Source organism: Desulfopila sp. IMCC35006, assembly GCF_005116645.1.
Classification (GTDB): domain Bacteria; phylum Desulfobacterota; class Desulfobulbia; order Desulfobulbales; family Desulfocapsaceae; genus Desulforhopalus_A.
This window is the reverse complement of sequence record NZ_SWCM01000003.1, coordinates 77054-98105: the sequence shown is the minus strand read 5'-3', so window position 1 is coordinate 98105 and position 21052 is coordinate 77054. Positions and strand designations below refer to the sequence as shown.

Here is a 21052-nt window from a genome sequence, read left to right as displayed (position 1 = left end):
CCTTGTTTTCCTGGAGATGATAACCGAAAATTGGCTTTTTCACGAGGTTCTTCCCGTCAGCCGATGCTCTTTACAGTCTCTAAGGTCTCTTAAATTTTGAACTTGGCAACAAGTCGTGTCAGTTTTTCAGATAATGCCGACAGGTCGGTTGCCGAACTGTTCACCTTTGTACTGTTGTCTTTTACTTCCATTGATCTTGCCTTGACCTGCCCCACTCCCTCTGCCATCGAATTGGTTAACCGGCTGCTGGTGGCGACATTTTCATTGATTTCGTTGATTCCCATGGACGCCTGGTTCACATTCGTGGCAATCTCACTGGTCGTGGCTGCCTGTTCTTCAACTGCAGTCACAATAGATGCGACAATAGTATTTACTTCACTGATAATTTTTGAAATACCTTCTATGTCGACAATTGTTTCCCTGGTTTGTGACTGGATGCCGGTGATGGCCGATTTTATCTGACTGGTTGCCGCAGCAGTTTGTTTGGCCAGCTCTTTTATCTCATTTGCCACCACGGCAAAGCCCTTGCCCGCCTCACCCGCTCGGGCAGCCTCAATAGTTGCGTTGAGGGCCAAAAGATTTGTTTGCTCGGAAATTTCTGTGATCGTCTCGGTAACTATCCCTATGGATCTGGCAGATTCTCCCAGGCCTTTAATGCCTGCGTGAGATTTTTGGGCACTGGCTACAGCATTTTCCGTAGTAAGACGGGCTTTAGAGCTGTTTTCGGCAATCTCTTTGATAGTGTTCCCCATTTCTTCTGATGCACAGGCTATAACTTCAAGATTTGTTGCCGATTCTTCCATAGCTGCTGAAATGGAGACGATGTTTCCCGAGGCGTTTGCTGCATTGTCCGATGTCTCATCGGCGATTGTTGCTGTCGAGTCTGCGCTGGCAACCATCTGTGCAGAAATGTCCAGTAATTGTCGTGATGCCTGCCCCAACGTTGATGAGGACGTGACTATGTCCTGTATCATCTCCTTAGATTTATCGACCATCATGCCAAGTGAGTTCGTCAGCTGACCGATGGCGTCTTTGTTGTCAGAACGGAAGTTGATCGTGTAATCTCCCTCACCGACCCTGATACTCTTTGCCGCGAGCTCCCGCAGGGGACGATTGATGGAGCGTACCAGGATAATCGTTAAAAGCAGTCCGGCAACAACAACAATAAAACCGGCGATAATGTTGGTGCGCAGCATTTTACGATCAAGCCCACCGTTGATGTCGTTTTCATCGACATCTGTCGCAAGATACATATCCCATTGTTTTATCAGTGCGGTATGGGAAAAACGCTGGGTTCCCCCGACAGTATAGCTGCGCGTTCCGTCTTGCTGGTCGTTCAGCTGCGGGGTAATATCAAAGAGGTTCTGGCCGGCGTCAAGGGTGGGGTGGAGGAGTATTTTCCCGTCCTGCTGATAGATGTAAAAGTACCCTTTGCCGATTTTCACATTGGCGATAAAATCTTTGATCTCCGCATTCAGCAGTGGTCGACCAACATAAATTGCCCCTGCCAGTTTATCGTCCCAGTCATAGAGCGGGGCATAGGCCGTAAGGTACCAGTCGTTGCCCACAATAGCTTTATCGCGAAATATTTTTCCATCAATTATAGCTCTGTATAAGGGGCTGTCAGACGGCATATAGGTACCCACCGCGCGATTGCCATCCGGTTTCTTGTCCGTATTCGATATGCACAGCAGCTTGTCGTCAACCAGTTGCAAAATAGCCGCTGAAGCCCCGGTGGTGGCGGCAATACTGTCCACGAAGTCGTTGCTGCCGTTGATGTAGGTTCCTCCGATAACCAATCGAGGGATTTCTTTGGTGGTGGCGGCCTGAGTAAGCTGGTTGACCATGGTCTGCTTGAGCATGCTGGCCGATACGAGTTCGACATCCCCTTTGGTGGCAATTTCCTTATTAAAAAACCGGAGATCGCCTTCTAAATTCCATCGCACACTTTTGTCATACATGTTGATAGTATCGAAGACAGCCTGGTAGGTATTGGCAATAGCAGTTTTGCCCAGCTGATTAATTCCTTCGTGCGACATTTTTATGGCAATTCCGGCAATGGTGGCCACTGAAGCGATAGAAATAAAAACAATTGCAATAAACAGTTTTGTGGTGAATTGGGTGTTTTTCAGCTTGCTGGACATATTTTTAATTGCGTTGTCACGGGCCATTACCGCCTCTTTGGGGATCGTATGATTAATAATTGTAATTTCGTTTGCCCTACCGCTGGCAGAAAACCTTTTTGGTACCTCGTTTTTCTGACTGCGAAGAGTCAGATGTTCAATAAAATTGATTGTATCAGCATGAAAGAGTCAATGTCAAAGTTGTGTGGCATTATTTCATGCGACATAGTCGGACCTGGCCGATTGGGTTTCCGGGGGAGCTGTGCAAAGAGCCAGGGTATGCAGTGCTGAGGAAAAGAGTCGTAAGGTTCGGGGAAACCTGTCGTGGCAGTGGGCAGGGGGAGAAGTCGGAGCGAGGGGCTCAAGAAGATGCGCGTATCAATATGCTACAAACAGGAGGATGAAAAGACTCGGGCTGGGGGCGATACGTTCTTGCAGCTTGGGCTAAAATATAAAAAAGCCTGCTTTCTCATTGCAGACATTTTTGCTGTTTGATACTTGCAGGCCAATCGGGTAGCTGGTTTTTGAATTTTGTGCCTTACTTCAGTGTATTTCTCACTCTTTTCAGTACCCCCATGAGGGGACTGAAAACCGGATATCTGGAGATTTCCTGGCAATTAGAAGCTTAAAGTCGCTTTCAAGGCACTTCTTCAGGTTTGTTATCCGTTTCCCGTGGTTATCGTATTACGGTTGAATGGTTATCCTTGCCACAGTTCGGACACTTAATGCTTACCTCTGTCTTTGACCATGTGTAAACATTTCTGCCGCATTTCTGACATACACAGGCGTTTTCCGCGTCTTCAGGTCTGGCTGGTAATAACTCATTTCCACACTCGGGGCATCTCAGTTCAGGCATACTATTCACCTCCCCCGTATGCTAAGATTTTGCGGTTCACAGCTGGCAACCGGTCAACGGTAACCTCTGCGTGTCGAGGATACCGGTCCATTTTTAAATCGGAGGAACAATAACCCAGGCTTTTGCAGTATCCACAGCAAAGCTCAATTATTTTTCCTCTCCCAGTTAAAAGAGTAAGGGCGCCCGAAAACTCTGTCAATGTTAACTCTTCTGCAGCATTGACCCGTCGTGACTCAGGTGCGCGACGGACTGGCAGCGGTTCAATCTCCCTGCGGGGGCGTCAACACAAAAAATCCCTGCTGAAATACATCAACAGGGATTTTTACACAGGTCAGGATACCTCCGATCATAACCGGCAGATCGGTTGCACCCCGCTTAAGGCTACCAGCTGTCACCAAGAACAAGGCTGATATCTGTACAGTGTTTTCGTTCATTTTCCGTAAGGTCTTGACCTGCATTGAAATTCTTCAGGTCGTCCGCATAGCACGCATATTCTTTACCGTTCTTATCGTGTACAAAGACCATGCTGTTGTATTCTTTCGATATTATTTCACCTCTCATACTCATATCGTCACCTCTTATTTCAGTTGAATAATTTTTTAATCTTGGTCAACAATTCAAACGTGTTTTATGCAGTCGCCATCCATGATTTCATTTCTCGTTGACCTGCTAATAAAATATGACCTTGAGCGAGAATCGCAATGGGGGTTAAACAGTAAGTGATTGAGAGCTTTTTCTATCAAAATAGCTGGGTGATACCTCAGCAGATGCGCTTGAAAAATCGCACGACACAGTGCCGTGCTGTCACCCAGCCGGCACCTCGGAACCCGCCAGAGTATATCTATTTTTTCCGTGTTGTTTGGAGACATACATAGCTTTGTCAGCAAGATTGACCAGTTTCACCACGTCGTCGCTGTCATCTGGAAAAAAAGCAATGCCGATACTGGCGCCGATGGTTGCTCTCCCGGCAGTCAGTTCTACAGGAAGCGTGAATGAATTGATAATCCGTTTCGCTAAAGAATCGAGAGCCTGCAAGGAGTCAAGTCCTGCATAGATGACGGCGAACTCGTCACCGGCCAGGCGGGCCACTGTATCGGATTTTCTGCTGGCCTTCAGCAACTGGTGGCTGACAATCGTAAGCAGTTCATCGCCAGCCTCGTGTCCGAGACTGTCATTGACCTGTTTGAAGCCATCCAGGTCAATATATAACAGGGCAAACTTGGAGGCATAGCGACGACTGTGCTCAGCTGCCATGCGGAGCCGGTCAAAAAACAGGATCCTGTTCGGCAGATTTGTCAAGGGATCAAAGAGAGCCATTACCTGCAATTGTGACCGATATATCTTTTGCTTGGTAATGGCAAAAGCAATGACCAGTGTGCCCAGGGCATTGACCATAAGCAGTCCCGCGCCAATTATAAGGAATTTCAACCAAACACTTTTACCAAGAGCGGCGATTTTTTCTGTTGAGAGAAAGGAAACCAGGTGCCAGTGGTAGATATTTTGGCGAGATCTGTCAGTCCTGTCCCCGAGGCCCTTCGCTGCTTGAATGCTGGATCGAGATCCCATTGTTTTAAGGGGGTACACTGTTTTGAACGTGTATATTCCTTTGGGGGTCTCGATTTCCCCTTGATCCGTGTTCCCGATTGCCAGCCAGGCTGTTGGATCAGTAACGGCAAGAGTCCGTTGCTTGTCGTGGAACATGAATCCCCATTCAAGCTCAGGTTTTGGATTGAGCAGCCAGTAACCTTCTCCGTTAAGCAGCATGGTTTGGCCTTCGGAAACCGGCTCAGAGTGCATGATCGTGTCGAGTAGTTTTTGCCCGTAATAGTTGGCCAGGACGATGCCTCGTTTTTTGCCGGTTTGATCGAAGACCGGAGTTCCCAACCGTATCATCGGCTTGTGGGGAATATCGATCCGGCCATGTTCGATATTGAGATCGAAGGGCGAGATATAGATTTCCTCCTTGCCCATCTTGAGGCAATCCTTGAAGTAATAGCGATCCTGTTTTAATTGGAGTTCCTTGAACGGGACTTTGGCGGGGTTGCCACTGTTTTCGTTTACCCGGACGATTTCCATGCCGCTGCTGTCGAGAAAGCGGATCTGGTCATATATATGCTTTTGTGTTGCAATGGAAATATATTCTGAGGCTAATTCGTCCAGCCATCTTGTATCCCCGGTCAGCAGGTATTTATGCAACTCATTTTGCTGGCTCAAAAAGAGAATATCTCCTTCGATGGAGGAAAGTGTGTCGTTGAGAGCCTGAAATTGCAGGTCAACTTCGAATTGTTCCTTTTCTTTGAGGTTGTTCAGGGTTGTTTTGGTAACAGAGTAGTAAAAAGCGAGCGTCAGACCGCTGAAAACCGTTCCCGTGAAGAGAAATATGATCAGAAAGAGTCCGAGGCTTTTGCGAATGATAGCAGCTGGAGTTGTTTGTATCTCAATGTCCATGGTCATTTCTTGCATTGAACGTGAAAAAAAGAATGAAATGCTCTTAAAAGGAAATATTGATAGACCTTTTTGGGGTCAATCAGTTCCACGTGTGAAAAAGACGGCATCCTCCATGGTGAAGATCTCGTCAAGAGAGGACCTACATGCTGCTCAGATTCTCTCGCCTTTGCAGAGAGGATGAAAATCAGAAGATGGCCAAAGTAAAAAACAGCCGAGAGAATATACTAACAGGTACGCGCTGTCTTTTTCAGTAAAAAATGATAGCTTCGGTCGTAATCTTTTGACCGTGCGGTGGATGAAAGATAGGGATTGAAATCGAGGTACTGCTTTTGCATTGGTTCACGGGATGGAGAGTGCCCATGATGGGCAATGACCCGCAGTCCTTGATAGGAACATTTAAGGTATAGTGAAAACCGGGAATCAGGGAGATATTTGCGGCATTACATCAAAAAAGGCACTTAACTCGAAAGAGTTAAGTGCCTTGAATATACTTGGTAGCGGGGACAGGATTTGAACCTGTGACCTTCGGGTTATGAGCCCGACGAGCTACCAGACTGCTCCACCCCGCGTTGAGATTGATCAATATACACCCGCTGAAATTATTGTCAACGGTTATTTGTGACTATTGTCTATCATTCTGGTATCACATGAATATTGGGATATTTTCTGGAAAATATCCTCCGGCAGGCGGGTGAGCTTTCCTGCTCGGGTGACGGCGGCATGCACGGTGTAGCCCTTTACCAGCAACTTCGGTCGTTCAAGTCCTTGCTCTTGCTTTATGATCCGGTAATTGAATTTGCATTTCAGTCGGCTCAGTTCGGCGATTGTCGTCTCTATGGTCAACAGATCGTCGTAGACTGCCGGAGCCTTGAAACGGGACCAGCATTCGATAACGGGCAGAACAAAACCGAGTTTTTCGATGTCGCTGTAGGAACAGACCCATGCGCGCATCAGCTCGGTGCGGCCGATTTCAAAATAGCGCAGGTAATTGGCGTTGTAGACTACGCCACCGGCGTCGGTGTCCCCGTAGAGTACTCTCACCGTCGTTTGAAAGATATGTTCCGGCATGATAGCGGCTATTCCGGAATGAGAAGCCGGATTTTTACGGTCGGGACGGTGCAGACATCAAGTGCATCGATTTCGGTAATCGCTTTTTCTATTGCGCCTTCTGTTGCCCGGTGAGTCCGAAAGACGATAAAGACCGGCTCATTGGCGTCGCGCTCCTGCTGCATCATCGAGCGGATGGAAATGCCATGTTTGCCGAAAATTCCGGTAATGATCGAGAGAACGCCGGGTTTGTCGAGAGCGGTTATGCGGAAATAGTAGGGACAGACCAGCTGCTGCATCGGGGTGATCGTCGGTTTTTCGATATATTCCGGCAGATAGGACAGGGCGGGCACCCGGTTGATGCAGCCGTTGATGATGTTTCTCCCGATATCAACCACGTCGGCAGCCACGGCACTGCCGGTCGGCATCATGCCCGCGCCCTGGCCATAGAGAAGTACGTCGCCAACGGTATCTCCCTGAAACTGGATCCCGTTAAAGGCGCCATTGATGGTTGCCAGCATATGCTTTTCGGGAACCATCGTCGGATGTACCCGGGCCTCGACATGATCGCCGTGGTTGCGGCTGATTGCCAGCAGTTTGATCCGGTAGCCGAATCTTTTGGCAAACTCGATATCGATGGGTTCAATATTGGAGATCCCCTCGACGGTAATGTCATCCAGGTGCACGCTTTGCCCGTAGGCGATGGTCATCAGGATTGCCAGCTTATGCGCGGTGTCAATGCCTTCTACGTCATAGGTCGGGTCCGCCTCGGCAAAACCAAGTTCCTGTGCTTCTTTGAGAACGTCCTTAAAGGGGGTGCCATGGTCGGTCATCTGGGATAAAATATAGTTGGCCGTGCCGTTCATAATCCCTTTAATAGAGTTTATTCGATTGGCGACCAGACCTTCCTTCAGTGCTTTTATAACTGGAATGCCCCCGCCAACACTGGCTTCGAAGCCCACTTCGACATTGTTGTCGGCGGCAGCCTGGAAGATTTCGCGGCCATGAACGGAGAGCAGGGCCTTATTGGCGGTGACGACGTGTTTGCCGCTCCGGATGGCTTTCAGCAGAAAGGTTTTGGCAGGCTCCATACCGCCGATGAGTTCAACGACAATATCGATTTTCGGATCCTCAAATATATCGTTGGCATCCTTGGTAAGTGTTACGCCGCTCAGTTCTCCCGGCAGGCTCTGCAGGGCTATATCGGCAACTGTGGAGAGCACAAAAGTCGTCCCGGTCTTTTGTAAGAGCCTCTCTTTCTGGGCGAGCATGGTGTTTGCCAACCCTCTTCCTACCGTACCGAAACCGATTAAACCAACATGTATCTCTCGCATATGTACCAATGACTGTTTTTGTTAAGATTGCCGCGTGCGCGGAGGTGGATCAGGAATTGCCGGTGTTGTCAGGTTCTGGTTACCCCATTCTGCGGGGCAATGCAAAATTCCGGGTTTCTTCCTGTTTGCCGGGGTTAGAGTAATGAGGATATACCCTTATTGCTTAATGCCCTTGAAAATAACCGTTTTGCAAGTGAAAGTCAAAATCTATGCAGAGATATTTTTATGGCTCGATTAACTATTTTGGTCTATAGTATTCAGCTTGTTACGATTCGGAAGGCAAGTTTGCAGCTCCAGGCTTTGCACCATCTCATTCCGGGGCCGCCTCCGTTAAACTACTTAGTTATTTACGGTTTTTCCCAATAACGTTGTACTAATTGTAAAGTTTAAAAGGAGACTGAGATTATGGGTAAGAACATTCTTGTTTTTGGACCAAACGGCAGTGGTAAAGGGACTCAGGGTGCTATTGTACAGAAGAAATACAATATTCCGCACATTGAATCCGGAGCTATTTTCCGGGAGCACATTGTCGGTGGTACCGAACTGGGTAAAAAAGCCAAACAGTTTATCGATAAAGGTGATTTAGTACCAGACGATATCACCATCCCAATGATGGTTGCCCGTCTTTTGAAAGATGACTGTAAAGATGGCTGGATCCTTGACGGTTTCCCACGATCGAAGGACCAGGCAATTACCCTCGCCGAGACCCTGAAAAAAGAAGGGCTGGCCCTCGATTATGTGATCGAGATCCGGCTTGACCGACAAATCGCCAAAGATCGCATCATGGGGCGTCGTCTCTGTGTGAACGACAACAATCATCCGAACCACATAGCTTTTGATGCAATCAAGCCGGTGGAAAAAGACGGCAAGCTGGTTTGCCGCGTCTGTGGCGGTGACTTGAAGACCCGTGCCGACGATCAGGATGAAGAGGCTATCAGCAAGCGTCATAACATTTACTATGACGAAGAGACCGGTACCATGGCGGCAGTCAACTACTTTAAAAATACCGATGGTCCGAAAGTTATTTCCGTTGACGGGTCTGCTTCAATTGGTGATGTAACCAAAGCTATCATGAGTGAGCTGTAATTGTTGCCATGAGGTCACAACGTAGCTGATTCTCATTTTTTTATGGAAAAGGGCCTTCCCCTGGTGCGGGAAAGCCCTTTTTGTCTTTAACGATATTGTATTGACGATTGTTCTTCAGGTCTCCGCTTCTACCAGCAGCAGGGTGTTACGTTCAGTGCGGATAAGAGCAGATATCTGTCAGCTTTGATTATGGAAGAAAAAATTAAAATGAAAAAACCCGGAAAGGTGTATCTGGTTGGTGCCGGTCCAGGAGACCCAGGTCTCATTACCGTACGTGGGAAAAGTTTGCTTGAGCGGGCTGAGGTCGTGGTTTATGACTACCTTGCCAGTAAAAAATTGCTCAAACATGCATCGGCTCGCGCTGAGCTGCTCTATGTGGGTAAAAAGGGCGGGGTGAAACATGCATATACCCAGGAAGAAATCAGTCAGATGCTGGTAGATCACGCCCTGGAAGGGAAGATGGTGGTACGGCTGAAAGGCGGCGATCCGTTTATTTTTGGCCGGGGTGGCGAAGAGGTGGAAAAACTGCATGCTGCCGGAATCCCTTTTGAAGTGGTACCGGGGGTGACCTCAGCCACGGCGGCGGCAACCTATGCCGGTATACCCATTACCCACCGGGATTTTACTGCTTCCGTGGCCTTTGTTACCGGACATGAAGACCCGACGAAGGAGAAGTCCAACATCGATTGGGAAAAATTATCGACAGGTGCCGGCACCCTGGTCATCTATATGGGTATTAAAAATCTGCCGACTATAGTCGCCAACCTTATCAAATATGGTCGTGATCCCAAGACTCCCGTAGCTGTTGTGCGCTGGGCATCGACGCCTCTGCAGCATTCGGTGGTCGGTACCCTTGAGACCATAACCCAGGTTGTCTCCGATGCAGGTATTAAACCGCCTTCACTGGTCATTGTCGGTGAGGTTGTAAAACTGCGCGATACTATGAACTGGTACGAAAAACGGCCGCTGTTCGGTAAAAAAATAATCGTTACCCGGACCCGTGAACAGGCCAGTGAACTGGTGGCCGGACTCGAAGAGTTTGGCGCCAACTGCCTCGAATATTCGACAATTCATATCAAACCGGTTGATTCCTACGACGTGCTGGATGATGAATTGGAGCGACTGAAAGAATATCACTGGATCCTTTTTACTTCACTGAATGGGGTGAAATATTTCTTTGAGCGTCTCTACTCGAAGGGCATGGATGCGCGCGACCTGAAAGGGCCTGATCTTGCTGTCGTCGGCAAGAGTACCGCTGATTTTTTGCTGGGTTACGGGCTGAATGCCGATCTCATTCCCAGCACCTTCACGGGCGAAGGGCTGGCGGAAGCTCTTCTTGATCAAGGAATCGAAGGGCGCAACATTCTGATTCCGCGAGCTCTGCATGCCCGGGAGATACTGCCTGAGACGCTGCGCGGGGCAGGCGCCCAGGTGACTGTGGCTCCGGTCTATCAGAACAGCCCTGCCAAGGTCGATAAAGAGAGTCTCAGAGAAGAGCTCGCAAATGGCGGGGTGGGGATGATTACCTTTACCAGCTCCTCCACCGTGCGTAATTTTCTGGCAATGATCGATGCAGAAAATCAGAAAGAGCTGCAGGAGATCCTGGCGGGGATCAAGATAGCGGCGATCGGACCGATAACTGCTAAAACGGTGACCGATAACGGCTTACGGGTTGATGTACAGCCTGAAGAATATACCATCGAAGGATTGATCAAGGCTATTGTGGAATATTACAGTGGAGACAGCGACTAGCACCAGTTATTGGTTTCGGGCCGATGATGGACGGGGCCGTCGTCGGCCGGGTCAGCCTGTCGGGCAAGGGCAGAGGCAGGAGCAGACCGGCCCCATCGAAGCCATATACTGCAAAGTATGTGGGCGAGTGGTAACCAGCCGGGACCGGAAGATCGCGGTTCAGGGTTCGCATCTCCACGCCTTTTTTAACCCTGCAGGAATAGTTTTTGAGCTGGGCTGCTACAGCCTTGCGCCGGGCTGTCAACGCGCGGGGGTGGCTACTTCAGACTTCACCTGGTTTGCCGGTTACCTCTGGCGCTATGCCCTCTGCAGGCAGTGCCGGAGTCATCTGGGCTGGTTCTTTGCAAGGAGCGGCCACTCCTTTTTCGGCCTTATTCTGGCCAATTTGATCGAGTAGCGCTCCCCTCACTTATCTTTGATCAGATCGAGCAGATCCTCAGAAGTCATTTTGGCACTGATATCGCTCCCCTCAAGAAGGCTGCCGGCCAGGTCCCGCTTTTCCTGGTGCAGTTTGACTATTTTTTCTTCAATGGTGTTCTTGCAGACCAGCCGGTAGATGGTGACCGGTCGAGTCTGGCCAATTCTATGCGCCCGATCGGATGCCTGGTCTTCAATGGCGGGGTTCCACCAGGGGTCCATATGGATGACGTAATCAGCGGCGGTGAGGTTGAGACCCAGGCCACCGGCCTTCAGGCTGATGAGAAAGAGATCGCCCTGTCCGGCCTGGAAGGCATCGACCCTGATTTTCCTCTGTTTGCTGCTGGTGCCACCGTCCAGATACTGGTAGCTGATGCCCTGTTTGTCGAGATATTCACGGATGATATTCAGGTGACCGATAAACTGGCTGAAAACCAGGGCTTTGTGCCGACTGGAGAGCAGCTCTTCGATCACGGCAGCGAATACATTCAGCTTGGAACTTTCGACCGTGGTGTTTACATCGAGCAGCCGGGGATTACAACAGGCCTGGCGCAGTTTCATGATTTCGGTCAGGATCTGCAGGTGCCTGCCTTTCTTTTCCCTGGAACTCTCCAGCATATCAATGGCATTCTGGCGCAGGGCTTCGTAGAAGTGGGCTTCTTCAGAGCTTAATTCAACTTCCAGGGTGACTTCGGTCCGCGATGGCAGTTCTTCCAAAACCTGGGATTTGATCCGCCTGAGGATGAAAGGCCGGATAAGTTTTTTAAGTTTTAACTTTGCTTCTCTATCCTGGTAGCGCTCAATAGGAACGGCAAAACGTTCGTTGAAACTGTTCAGGCTCCCGAGCAGCCCAGGATTGATAAAATGAAACAGGTTCCACAGCTCGCCAAGGTGATTTTCTATCGGCGTGCCGGTAGTGATGAGCTTGAATTCGGCCTGCAGTGACATTGCCGCCCGTGAGCGCTTGGTGGCACTGTTTTTGATGGCCTGGGCTTCATCTAGAATGACAACCTGCCATGGTACGGTTGAGAGGAGCTCGCTCTCCTGCTGCAGGAGGGTATAGGTTGTTATCAGGAGATCGAACCTGCCGAGGTCACTGATACTTTTTTCCCGGTCCTTGCTGGACAGAAATTTAATATTGATGGTTGGGGTAAACCTGGTAACCTCGGATTGCCAGTTGGTCGAGACCGAGGTCGGGGCAACCACCAGGGATGGTCCATGGACCGCCATTTTAAGGATAATGGCCAGGGATTGGATGGTTTTGCCAAGCCCCATGTCGTCGGCGAGACAACCGCCGACTCCCCAGTGGGCCAGGCGGGCCAGCCACTCATAGCCTTCCCGCTGGTAGACTCTCAGTTCCGCCTGCAGCGTCGAGGGGAGTTCCGGTTTGAAATCCTGGGCATCGCGGATTTTCTGAATCTGCTGTTGCCATCCCGCGTCGGCACTGGTATGGGCAAGGTTGGCAACTTTTTCCAGTTGCAAGGCCGCCAGAGGGTGGACCAGCACCTCGTCGCTGCCGTTTTCGGCCAGTCCTTCGGAAAAGAGGTTGATGTCCTCCAGCCGTTTCTTGAACTCCTGGGTCAGGGCAATGAATTGTCCGTCGCCTATTTCCACAAAGCGGCCTGGCGATTTCTTGACCTTGGCCAGCAGTTCTTTCAATTCGACAACCTGGCCCTGATCGAGGGTGAGCTGGCCGCTCATGGCAAACCAGTTCTGGCGATTGGTCCGTATCTTCAGGTTGAGGTTTTCCAGCGACACTTTGTGGGTGATGGTCAGTTTTTCCCCTTCTGGCCACTCTATCACCACTTTGTCGCGAATAGCCTGGAGCTCCATCAGGGCCTGGAGACAATCGTCCGGGTCGTAGAGATGCCATTCCCGGTCGTTTTCCTGCTCCATGTCGATTGCCAGATCGAGTATCGGGCAGAGCTCTTCGATGTCTCTGGCCTTTTCTTCCTCAAGCGCGAGATTGCGCCGGGTCTGGAGTCGTTTGCCATTGACTTCGGCCATGATGTTTTCAACGCCCTGGCCGGGTTTGAGGTAGTGACCGCCTTCCAGAAAAGGTTTGACGAACATTTCCAGTCGAAATCCCGTACCATAGGGGATGAGATGCATATAAATGGTTGAATCGGCTTCGACAAAGGTAATGTTGCTGCTTTTTCGGCCGGTGCTGTCGACGGCGATGGCTGAGTGGACGGTCATGAAGGAAGAGATATTGCCGATGGCGGTCAACACCTGTTCACTGGCGGCCATGGGGACGGTTATCCCGTCCTTGCCGGTAATCTGTGCGATTCGTCGATGGTTGTCGTTGATGGGGATAATTTTCACCCGGGTGGGTGTTTCACTGAAATAGTTGATCGTGTCGGCAGTGATCGGATGGGCGAAACAGATATGCAGGTTGTCGCCCCGTTCCTCAACGAAAAGCTCCGGTTCCCCGGCAACAAATTCCACGGGAGTGAGCGGGGATTCCGCCAGGTAGAGATGCGGATGGCCGATCATTGCCGGCAGAGCTTTATCCATATCAAAGAAAAAGTTCACCCCGTGGGTATCAGGATTGTTCGACTTTTTGATAGCCGCGCAGATCCGGCGGTCCTGCGAGGTGAGATAGTTCAACCTGTTGGACTTATACAACCGGGACAGGGAGAGAGGCCGTCCCTTGCTCCACTCGCCATCCGGATTCAGCTTCTGTTCTTTTGGTGAGATGCTGATGATTTTGTCTTCAAACGACACCATCCAGATCATGCGGGTTGCCTGCTGCGGGATCTCCGCTTCCTGGCTGGTGGCATAAATAAGCGCCTGCAGGCTGCGTTTCCAGGGTTCTTCCGGTTCAAGAATGGGCAACAAGGGGATGATGGCCGTTTTTTCCCGGAGTGGGGCCGTCGTCAAAATGTAGTCATTGTCGTCCTGGTTGATGGTGGCGAGAATCTCACCCAGCACAATGGTGAAAAAATCATAACCCTGACGGCAGGCTCGTTCATAAAAGTGCAGAATTTCCGATTCCACCTCGGGCTCGACAGCGCTGTTGAGCCAGTACTGGCAGATAGCGGCAATGGCAACAGTCAGTACGTTCGGCCTGGTCCCTTCGGGGAGGTGAATTTCTTCACCATGAAGACCTTTGTTGATATGGGAGTTGGTGACCGCAGCCAGATAGGTATAGGCAACATTTTCCCGGGCACCCTGAAAGAGGGAAAGGGCGATGCTGATATTATCGGCAATCCGGTAATAATCCTCCGGGTCTCTTTCCTGCAATTGCACCAGGATATAAAAAATTCCGGCCGGCCCAAACAAAGCTACTTTTTCATCATTGCTGAATTTTTGTAAATAAAGCAGGTCTTCATCAAAGGCAGCCAGGGCATCGCTGCTGTTTCCCGTGAGAAACAACAGCGTTCCGCGGGCACCGGTACCGTGAAAGGAATCCTTGTGGTCAGCTATCAGTTTGTCCGCTTCCGACAGTCTGCCACGAAATACGAGCTCATTGAAAAGCAGGCGCTTAAAGGGCACTTGTTCATCTACGGAAAGTCCAGCGAATTCGGCATCATCAGCCAGGAAGTCGACTAATTCCGGATAGTCGGAGAGAGTCGCCTGTCCATATTGCAAGACATTGTTCAGCAGGTAGAACCGAAAGGAGGTGGGCAGCGTTCTGAACCATTCGGCATCAAACGGCATGGTCAGGATCCGCACTGTCGGCGGCGGTTCAGTGACAATTTCGCTGCATTGGGCTTCTATAAAGTCAGAGGCGTCGTCAATGAGATCGAACTGTTGTGTGTAGACACCTATTCTTAATTCACGAATACCCCGCCAGCATCGGATTGTCCATTTACCGTAATAATAGGAGACCGGAGCCTCTTCCTGGATAATATTGGCAAAGAGGGCAAATGTCTGCTCCTTCACGGCGATCTTGCTCAACACCTCAACTATCGAGTCGACACATTGTCGGTCTTTGGTCAGGAGGCCGAGTTGCTCGAATTTACTGAAATAATGGCTGAGATTGGCAGCTGTCGGCTTGTTGCCCCGAGGGTTTTTCAGGTCGAGCTTGCGCAGGCAATTGACAATGAGCGTTGAGTGAGCAGGTTCGTAGACAATTGAAAGTAATTGAAGAAGAGCCTGTTCAAAAGGGGTGAGCTTCTTGTACTGTTCAAGGAGAGTAACGTGATTTTGCATAGATGTTTTGCTGGTCTTGGCGGAAAGCATCTTCCAGAAAATGGCATCGGTGTTTTTCGCGCGGGGCGAAAAGAGAAGCAGTTACTATATCATTGTCTGTTGCCAATGAGAACCAAAAACTGCACCTTTTTTCTGACATACCGCCCTGTATCCGTCTAAGACAGCTTTATAGTGTCCGTTTCGCCCCCTGCTGCCATGTGGGGAGCAGAGAGAGGCGGCAGTAATTCAAGAAAAGGAGAGGCGTTGGAATGCGCTATATCAATGTAAGGATGAGTGGGCGGTTACCGATAGTGAGGAGCGGACAATGGTTGCGCATTGTCCGCTCCTTTTATATGTCAATGCTAGAGGCTTTGGTGTCTGGTTATTTTGGCATCGGTTTCCATATGGCGGAGCCAGGCGGAAAGAAGCTGCTGTTGTCGCAAACGTAACAGATTGTCGCGGTATTGAACCACTTCCTTGCTGTCTTTTGGCATGGGAGGGATTTCTCTGTCCAGAAAGGTATAGACAAAAAAATCGTCTCCGACCGTTCCCGGCTTCTCCGGTAAAGGAGATGAGGGTGAGAGAAGAAAGACATCTTCGACCAAAGAAGAAGGAAATGGCGTGTCGTTTTGCTCCCGCCTGCTGAGGAGTCCTGATACCAAAACCTTGTAGCCGTTCTCCTGTGCCAGGGCGTCGAATTTCTTATCACCGTGCAGGCCCTGCAACATGTCATTGGCTGCTTTTTCCGCCATTTCTCTGGACTGCACTTTTCGGTAATCTTTCGCGAGGATATCTTTCTTGGTCTCAAACGCCGGAACTTGAGGTTCTTGAACATCATCGGCATAGAGGATTGCATATCCGGTATTTCCTTTGATAAGTGAGCTCAGTTCACCTTTGTGCAGTTCAAAAGCCTTGTCGAGAAATTGTGCATCTGACTTCAGCACAGCTGGCGCATTGTTCTTGGCGAAGAAATCGGTCGTATTTATATGTGTCGTCGGATGATCTTTGGCATACTGCGCAAAACTTCCTGCGGCGATGATACCCTCGTACGCGTCATTGGCCATCTGGAAGGTCATGTTTTCAGCTTCCTGTTGTTGCAGGGTTTTGGTTATCTCCGCAGTCACCGACTCAAGTGACTTTGTTTCCGGTTGTTTAATTTCATCCAGCGAGATAATGTGGTAGCCGAACTGTGTTTTAACCACCTGACTGATGTCGCCAGGCTTCATGGCAAAAACAGCTTTGTCGAAGGCGGGAACCATCTGGCCGGCGGAAAAAAATCCGAGATCGCCGCCTGAATCCTTGGTCGGGCCTTCAGAATATTGACGGGCCAGAGCGCTGAAGTCTCCACCTTTTTTTGCAAGTGTTCTGACCTCTTCCGCTTTTTTCGCCTGTTCCTGCTGTCGCTCTGCAGTATCCTGGTCGGTTGCCTTGAACAGAATATGTCGCGCGTGCCGTTGTTCGGGAATTTTATATTTATCTATGTTGCTCTCGTAGTATTCCTTAATTTTAGCCGGATCGACAGCTATCTTACTGGCCACACTTTCATAGGTGAACACAAGATACTGCAGTTTGAGCTGCGGTTCGGATTTGTAGTTATCTTTGACAGTTTCAAACCATGCCTTCAGGGCTGTATCGTCTATTTTCACCTTGTCGGCAAAATTGTCGGCGGCGATTTTCACATATTTGACAGAAATTTTCTCATTCTGCTGGCTATACAGTTCCTGAATCTCGAAATCTGTGACAATGCCGGCAAATTTGCCGATTTCCTCGGCGGCAACTTCCGATAATCTGTCAAACTTCATGGATTCTTCGAATTTGGTCGGCGCCATTCTGTTGGCGGCCAGAACGGCCTTGTACCGTTCGATGCTGAACTCGCCGTTTTCCTGGAACGGGGCCATGTTTTTAATGATCTGCTGGATCTCCTGGCCACTGACATGGATGCCCATTTTTTCAGCGCCCTGACGTAACAGGGAGGTCTGGATCAACTGGTTGATGACTTGCTGTTTTACGCCAAAGGTCTCCGCAAGTCCTTTGGGAACATTGCCGCCAAATTGATCGCTCAGTCGTTGATAGGCACGGTCGTAGGCCTGCTGATATTGCTGGAAACTTATATTCTCACCGTTGACCACCAATGCCGATTGTCTATCTCCTGTGAGGTTGGTCCCGACTCCCCAGAATATAAACACCAGAGCAATAACGACGACAATGACCTGAATAAAAGTTGATTGGGCTTTTTTGCGGAGTATCTGCAGCATAAATAAAGTATAAGAAATTGTGGTTAATGATTGGACAAGCCGTTACGATTGATGCTTTCTCGAAAGGTGCCTGTGGGAAAACAACGTTTCGCCGGCATTTTAAGCCAGTGAGTTAACAATCTGTTCGATTTACTCTTTCTTTGTATCCTGTGCAAGTAAAAACCCAATTCTTTCTCCTCTCCGTCACGGAAGAGGATGGTTGAAAACAGGGTTGTCCGCCTGTTATGATGGAAAAAGATATCGACATATGCAATAAATAGGGTACTCTCAGTGTCGCTTTGAGGTCTGCCAGTCGTGTTGCCTCTGCGCAATGATAGTCTTTGGTTGTTATCCATGTCAGCCACAAGGATATAAGGGCGCTCGCATTGATACATGCGGGATTTGTTGTTCTATCTATCCAGGAAGATTGCGTTTTATGATAAAAGAAACGGCTTTGTCTCCTGGTGCTATAAATGATTCGTCATTCACTTGACAAATTGTTTCTGCTATAGTAAAAAGCCGTAGTTAGTCTTAAATTATAAAACGGCGAAAGCTATAAAAATAATATTCTAAGGAGGTTTGTAATGCCAACTCTCGAACACAACGGAAGTAGTTTTGAAGTAGATGAAGACGGATTCCTGCTCAAGGGCGATGATTTCAACGCAGATTGGGTAGATTATGTAAAAGGTGTTGAAGGCATCAGCGAAATGACCGACGAGCATCAGAAAGTTATTGATGCCCTCCAAGAGTACTACAAGAAGAATGGTATCGCTCCTATGGTTCGTATCCTTTCTAAAACCACTGGTTTCCCGCTGAAGAGAATCTATGAGCTGTTCCCATCAGGACCTGGTAAGGGAGCCTGTAAAATGGCTGGCCTTCCTAAACCAACAGGTTGTGTATAGTCCGGTACTACACGCTTAAGTTGGAAGAGTTACAAAAACGGGAGAATGTCTTCGGACATTCTCCCGTTTTTCGTTTTTGGTCCGCGATATCCTTTGACCCGCACAACTGTCTCGCCTGATGAGCGATGTTCCCGCCCAGGGGGATTTACGACGAGATACCCCGCTGTTGAAGAAGGCTCTCATGAATCCTGTCGAGTTTTTCCAGGTACTCCTTTCCTGATATTTTGGCCCCTCTCAGCCCGCCGCGAAGATTGATTTCCGTCAGGTAGCAGTTGCCTTCTTCTGTCAGCATGAGATCGAGGTGGGCATAGGGAAACGCACCGCGATGCATGATTTTTCTGCAAAATTCTAGCTGCTGCGGCGAAAGAGTATAGGGTGTGGAAGAGCCACCGCAATGCAGATTGTTCCTGAAATTATGTGCGTTAATGCGTTCGTACGCTTCTGTATAGTCGTCGAGAATTATTACCCGGATATCCCTGGTGTTGCGCTGGAAAGGTTGGACGACAAAAGGGAAAAGGCATATGCCTAAGGTCGCAGAATTGTAAAGATCCTCGATATCGTTAAAAACATGAATGCCGAGACCACCGTTTTTTCGGTCTCGTTTGAGAACAACTCTGGTGTATTTTTTCTGGCGGTAGGATGAAGCTGTCAAGAGCAGTTCGTGCTGGTCATATATCGGCTGAGAGTCGGGCACCATGAAATCGATGAATATTTTCGCCTGGAAGGCTTTTGATCTGCTGGCGAGCTGCGATGTTGCCGAGGGGATGAGGTGGATTCCCCGTTCGAGCAGGTCTGTCAGCACATGCTCCTCCCCTGGTTTCAGGCGGATTCTGCCGCAGACAATATCATGTTTTTTGAGCGTATGGTAGCAGGTTGTGAGAGTCTGGTTGTTACTGATGACAGTGGGGAGGGGATCTCTCAAAAGATCATCTCCGAGAACCGTTGATGGAAAGAGGTGAGGTCTTCTTCACAGTTGCCGCAAAAAAGTTTTACGTCACCAAGAGACTGGGAATTTTTATTTTCAATAGTAAAACTGCCGTCTTTATTTTGAATATAGTGGGTGGTGGTAATGACGTCATCGGATATTTCGAAAAATTCCGATTCGTTGCCACAGTAGGGGCATTTGAGCAGATTGCCGACTTTTGGCTGGTCAAGTCGCATACATGATGCCCGCTTTTGCATCTTTTTCTGCATGTACTTTCGGTTATTCAGAAGAGGTGATCAGAGTAGCAGCGATAGCATCGTCTGCTTCGCCCGGGTTGAAAACCTGTGTTGGTGTTGCCGCCAGGATTTCACCTTGAATACAGGCACCAGGTTCAACAGTCAGGTTTCCTGCTTCGAGTTTTCCCTGAATGGAACAGCTTTTCCGGGCGATGAGCATATTCGTTTTGATATTGCCTTCAAGCGATCCATAACAGTTGAAAGAAGAGACAGTTATATCGCCGATAACTTTTCCTGTTTCGCTGAGGATAAGGTGTTCGCCGTTGATGTCGCCGGTGATTGTGCCATCAATTCGCGCTTTTCCCTGGAATAAGACTTCTCCGGTGAGCGTCATATTTTTGTCTATAATCGATGCAATTGCCTCACCATCGACTTTCTTCATCTCCTGCGCGACATTCATGGTTTTGCCAAAAATACCCATCGTTATCTTTTCACCGATACGTCAGAGGAAGCGGATTTTTTTGCGAATTTTGCAGCTTTAAGGAATTTGTAGGGATTGATAGGAACCCCGTTGAGTGCGATTTCGTAGTGGAGGTGGGACCCGGTCGATCTGCCAGTGTTACCGATCAAGCCGATGAGCTGACCTCTTTTTATCCGGTCACCCTTGTGGACCAGATATTTCTTCATATGGGCATAGGCAGATGTGTAGCCGTTGCCATGATCGATAAGGACATAGTTGCCATAGCCGCCGTTACGAAAAGCGTTGGCAACCACGCCGTCGGCTGTGGCATATATCTTATCCCCTTTGTCACCGCGAAAATCGATACCAGTATGAAAGGCTGATCTGTTATTCAGGGGATCTGACCGTTTCCCGAAGCCGGAAGAAATAGGGCCCTCAACCGGTCTGCCGAGCGGCAGATAGCGAATTGCTTTTAAATATTTATCCGCCTTAAACAGGAGTTCATCCCGGGCCATCTCCGGCGGCTGAATAAAAGGACCACCGCTGTGTTTGGCGTTGTTGTTTTTGTCTTTTGGCAATTTAATCCCGATGTTGCCAAAAATTTTCTCAATGAGTTGACTCTTTTTATTGAGTTCATCGACGGCGGCAGTGAGAAGTGACTCTTTCTCATCCTGTACGGCAGTTTCCAGCCTGGCGCTTTTTTGTTCAAGAAGGGCCACTTTCTGCCGTTCTTTCTCGGTCATTTTATTGTGTTTGGCAAGCAGCTCAGCACTGGTCTGCAGTTTCTCCTGCAACCCGGCAATCTGATTTGATATCTTGCGGTTTTTGGTATACAGAGAAAAAGAGCAGATGCTGGTGACGGTGAGGACGAGAAGAGCAACTATCGATGTTGTTATGACGATACAGAGTTTCTTTTTTGAGCACGGTAACTTGAAAACTTTTCCTCTGTCACCGGCTATAATAATATGAAGCTGTTCATCCATTAGACAAATCCAAAAGAGTTGTTAATCCATCAAACAAAAAGTATGATGTCCCCAGTTTATATGAAAAAATGTGGTAAAAGCAAGAATTGAAATTTCTTTTTTTATACAAGGA

Annotated in this window: 15 protein-coding genes and 1 tRNA gene; 4 read left to right on the top strand and 12 right to left on the bottom strand. The window is 49.0% G+C overall.

Translation table 11 applies throughout. The features are described 5' to 3' along the window. Window positions 1–89 precede the first annotated feature (89 nt). The 6 genes from FCL47_RS06660 to FCL47_RS06635 all read right to left on the bottom strand — a co-directional run bounded on the left by FCL47_RS06660 (window position 90) and on the right by FCL47_RS06635 (window position 7808). Window positions 90–2171, bottom strand: a complete 2082-nt coding sequence (locus FCL47_RS06660; protein ID WP_240744166.1) for a Cache 3/Cache 2 fusion domain-containing protein — start codon at window positions 2169–2171, stop codon at window positions 90–92. Between the two features lie 1189 nt (window positions 2172–3360). Continuing rightward, window positions 3361–3546 (bottom strand): hypothetical protein, encoded by a 186-nt coding sequence (locus FCL47_RS06655; protein WP_136812708.1) that lies wholly within the window; start codon window positions 3544–3546, stop codon window positions 3361–3363. A gap of 237 nt (window positions 3547–3783) precedes the next feature. Continuing rightward, window positions 3784–5427: a sensor domain-containing diguanylate cyclase gene (locus tag FCL47_RS06650; protein WP_167496400.1), complete on the bottom strand. Its 1644-nt coding sequence runs from the start codon at window positions 5425–5427 to the stop codon at window positions 3784–3786. 492 nt (window positions 5428–5919) lie between these two features. Next, window positions 5920–5996, bottom strand: a tRNA-Met gene (locus FCL47_RS06645). 43 nt (window positions 5997–6039) lie between these two features. Further along, on the bottom strand, window positions 6040–6495 hold the full coding sequence (locus tag FCL47_RS06640) for a thioesterase family protein (protein WP_205747241.1): 456 nt from the start codon (window positions 6493–6495) through the stop codon (window positions 6040–6042). A gap of 8 nt (window positions 6496–6503) precedes the next feature. Continuing rightward, on the bottom strand, window positions 6504–7808 hold the full coding sequence (locus tag FCL47_RS06635; RefSeq protein ID WP_136812706.1) for a homoserine dehydrogenase: 1305 nt from the start codon (window positions 7806–7808) through the stop codon (window positions 6504–6506). Between the two features lie 405 nt (window positions 7809–8213). Between FCL47_RS06635 and FCL47_RS06630 the strand changes: the two genes are divergently transcribed. The 3 genes from FCL47_RS06630 to FCL47_RS06620 all read left to right on the top strand — a co-directional run bounded on the left by FCL47_RS06630 (window position 8214) and on the right by FCL47_RS06620 (window position 11043). After that, on the top strand, window positions 8214–8894 hold the full coding sequence (locus tag FCL47_RS06630; protein ID WP_136812705.1) for an adenylate kinase: 681 nt from the start codon (window positions 8214–8216) through the stop codon (window positions 8892–8894). 207 nt (window positions 8895–9101) lie between these two features. Continuing rightward, window positions 9102–10646 carry a uroporphyrinogen-III C-methyltransferase gene (gene cobA, locus FCL47_RS06625; RefSeq protein WP_167496399.1) on the top strand — a complete coding sequence of 515 codons (1545 nt, stop codon included), beginning with the start codon at window positions 9102–9104 and terminating at the stop codon, window positions 10644–10646. Further along, window positions 10630–11043, top strand: coding sequence for a cereblon family protein (locus FCL47_RS06620; RefSeq protein ID WP_136812703.1), 414 nt, complete (start codon window positions 10630–10632; stop codon window positions 11041–11043). The genes cobA and FCL47_RS06620 overlap by 17 nt, the downstream gene beginning before the upstream one ends. An 8-nt stretch (window positions 11044–11051) precedes the next feature. On the opposite strand, the gene FCL47_RS06615 is transcribed toward FCL47_RS06620, so the two are convergent. Further along, on the bottom strand, window positions 11052–15221 hold the full coding sequence (locus tag FCL47_RS06615) for a DEAD/DEAH box helicase (RefSeq protein WP_136812702.1): 4170 nt from the start codon (window positions 15219–15221) through the stop codon (window positions 11052–11054). Between the two features lie 341 nt (window positions 15222–15562). Continuing rightward, entirely contained in the window at window positions 15563–17455 is a 1893-nt protein-coding gene (locus FCL47_RS06610) for a peptidylprolyl isomerase (protein WP_136812701.1), read from the bottom strand. A 563-nt stretch (window positions 17456–18018) separates the two neighbouring features. Here FCL47_RS06610 and FCL47_RS06605 point away from each other — a divergent pair. Next, complete coding sequence (locus FCL47_RS06605; protein WP_136812700.1) at window positions 18019–18336, top strand: TusE/DsrC/DsvC family sulfur relay protein; 318 nt, start codon at window positions 18019–18021, stop codon at window positions 18334–18336. A gap of 145 nt (window positions 18337–18481) precedes the next feature. On the opposite strand, the gene FCL47_RS06600 is transcribed toward FCL47_RS06605, so the two are convergent. From FCL47_RS06600 to FCL47_RS06585, 4 genes are read right to left on the bottom strand one after another with little or no spacing between them, the layout of a single operon-like run. After that, complete coding sequence (locus FCL47_RS06600) at window positions 18482–19258, bottom strand: RimK family alpha-L-glutamate ligase (protein WP_136812699.1); 777 nt, start codon at window positions 19256–19258, stop codon at window positions 18482–18484. Beyond that, window positions 19255–19530, bottom strand: coding sequence for a hypothetical protein (locus tag FCL47_RS06595; protein WP_240744165.1), 276 nt, complete (start codon window positions 19528–19530; stop codon window positions 19255–19257). The genes FCL47_RS06600 and FCL47_RS06595 overlap by 4 nt, the downstream gene beginning before the upstream one ends. 10 nt (window positions 19531–19540) lie before the next feature. Beyond that, entirely contained in the window at window positions 19541–19978 is a 438-nt protein-coding gene (locus tag FCL47_RS06590) for a polymer-forming cytoskeletal protein (protein WP_240744164.1), read from the bottom strand. 2 nt (window positions 19979–19980) lie between these two features. After that, window positions 19981–20940, bottom strand: coding sequence for a M23 family metallopeptidase (locus FCL47_RS06585; protein WP_136812698.1), 960 nt, complete (start codon window positions 20938–20940; stop codon window positions 19981–19983). Between the last annotated feature and the right edge of the window lie 112 nt (window positions 20941–21052).

Coding starts and splice junctions, on each gene's coding strand:
- FCL47_RS06660 (WP_240744166.1), bottom strand. CDS start 2,171: ATGGCCCGTGACAACGCAATTAAAAATATGTCCAGCAAGCTGAAAAAC.
- FCL47_RS06655 (WP_136812708.1), bottom strand. CDS start 3,546: ATGAGTATGAGAGGTGAAATAATATCGAAAGAATACAACAGCATGGTC.
- FCL47_RS06650 (WP_167496400.1), bottom strand. CDS start 5,427: ATGGACATTGAGATACAAACAACTCCAGCTGCTATCATTCGCAAAAGC.
- FCL47_RS06640 (WP_205747241.1), bottom strand. CDS start 6,495: ATGCCGGAACATATCTTTCAAACGACGGTGAGAGTACTCTACGGGGAC.
- FCL47_RS06635 (WP_136812706.1), bottom strand. CDS start 7,808: ATGCGAGAGATACATGTTGGTTTAATCGGTTTCGGTACGGTAGGAAGA.
- FCL47_RS06630 (WP_136812705.1), top strand. CDS start 8,214: ATGGGTAAGAACATTCTTGTTTTTGGACCAAACGGCAGTGGTAAAGGG.
- cobA (WP_167496399.1), top strand. CDS start 9,102: ATGAAAAAACCCGGAAAGGTGTATCTGGTTGGTGCCGGTCCAGGAGAC.
- FCL47_RS06615 (WP_136812702.1), bottom strand. CDS start 15,221: ATGCAAAATCACGTTACTCTCCTTGAACAGTACAAGAAGCTCACCCCT.
- FCL47_RS06610 (WP_136812701.1), bottom strand. CDS start 17,455: ATGCTGCAGATACTCCGCAAAAAAGCCCAATCAACTTTTATTCAGGTC.
- FCL47_RS06605 (WP_136812700.1), top strand. CDS start 18,019: ATGCCAACTCTCGAACACAACGGAAGTAGTTTTGAAGTAGATGAAGAC.
- FCL47_RS06595 (WP_240744165.1), bottom strand. CDS start 19,530: ATGCAGAAAAAGATGCAAAAGCGGGCATCATGTATGCGACTTGACCAG.
- FCL47_RS06590 (WP_240744164.1), bottom strand. CDS start 19,978: ATGGGTATTTTTGGCAAAACCATGAATGTCGCGCAGGAGATGAAGAAA.
- FCL47_RS06585 (WP_136812698.1), bottom strand. CDS start 20,940: ATGGATGAACAGCTTCATATTATTATAGCCGGTGACAGAGGAAAAGTT.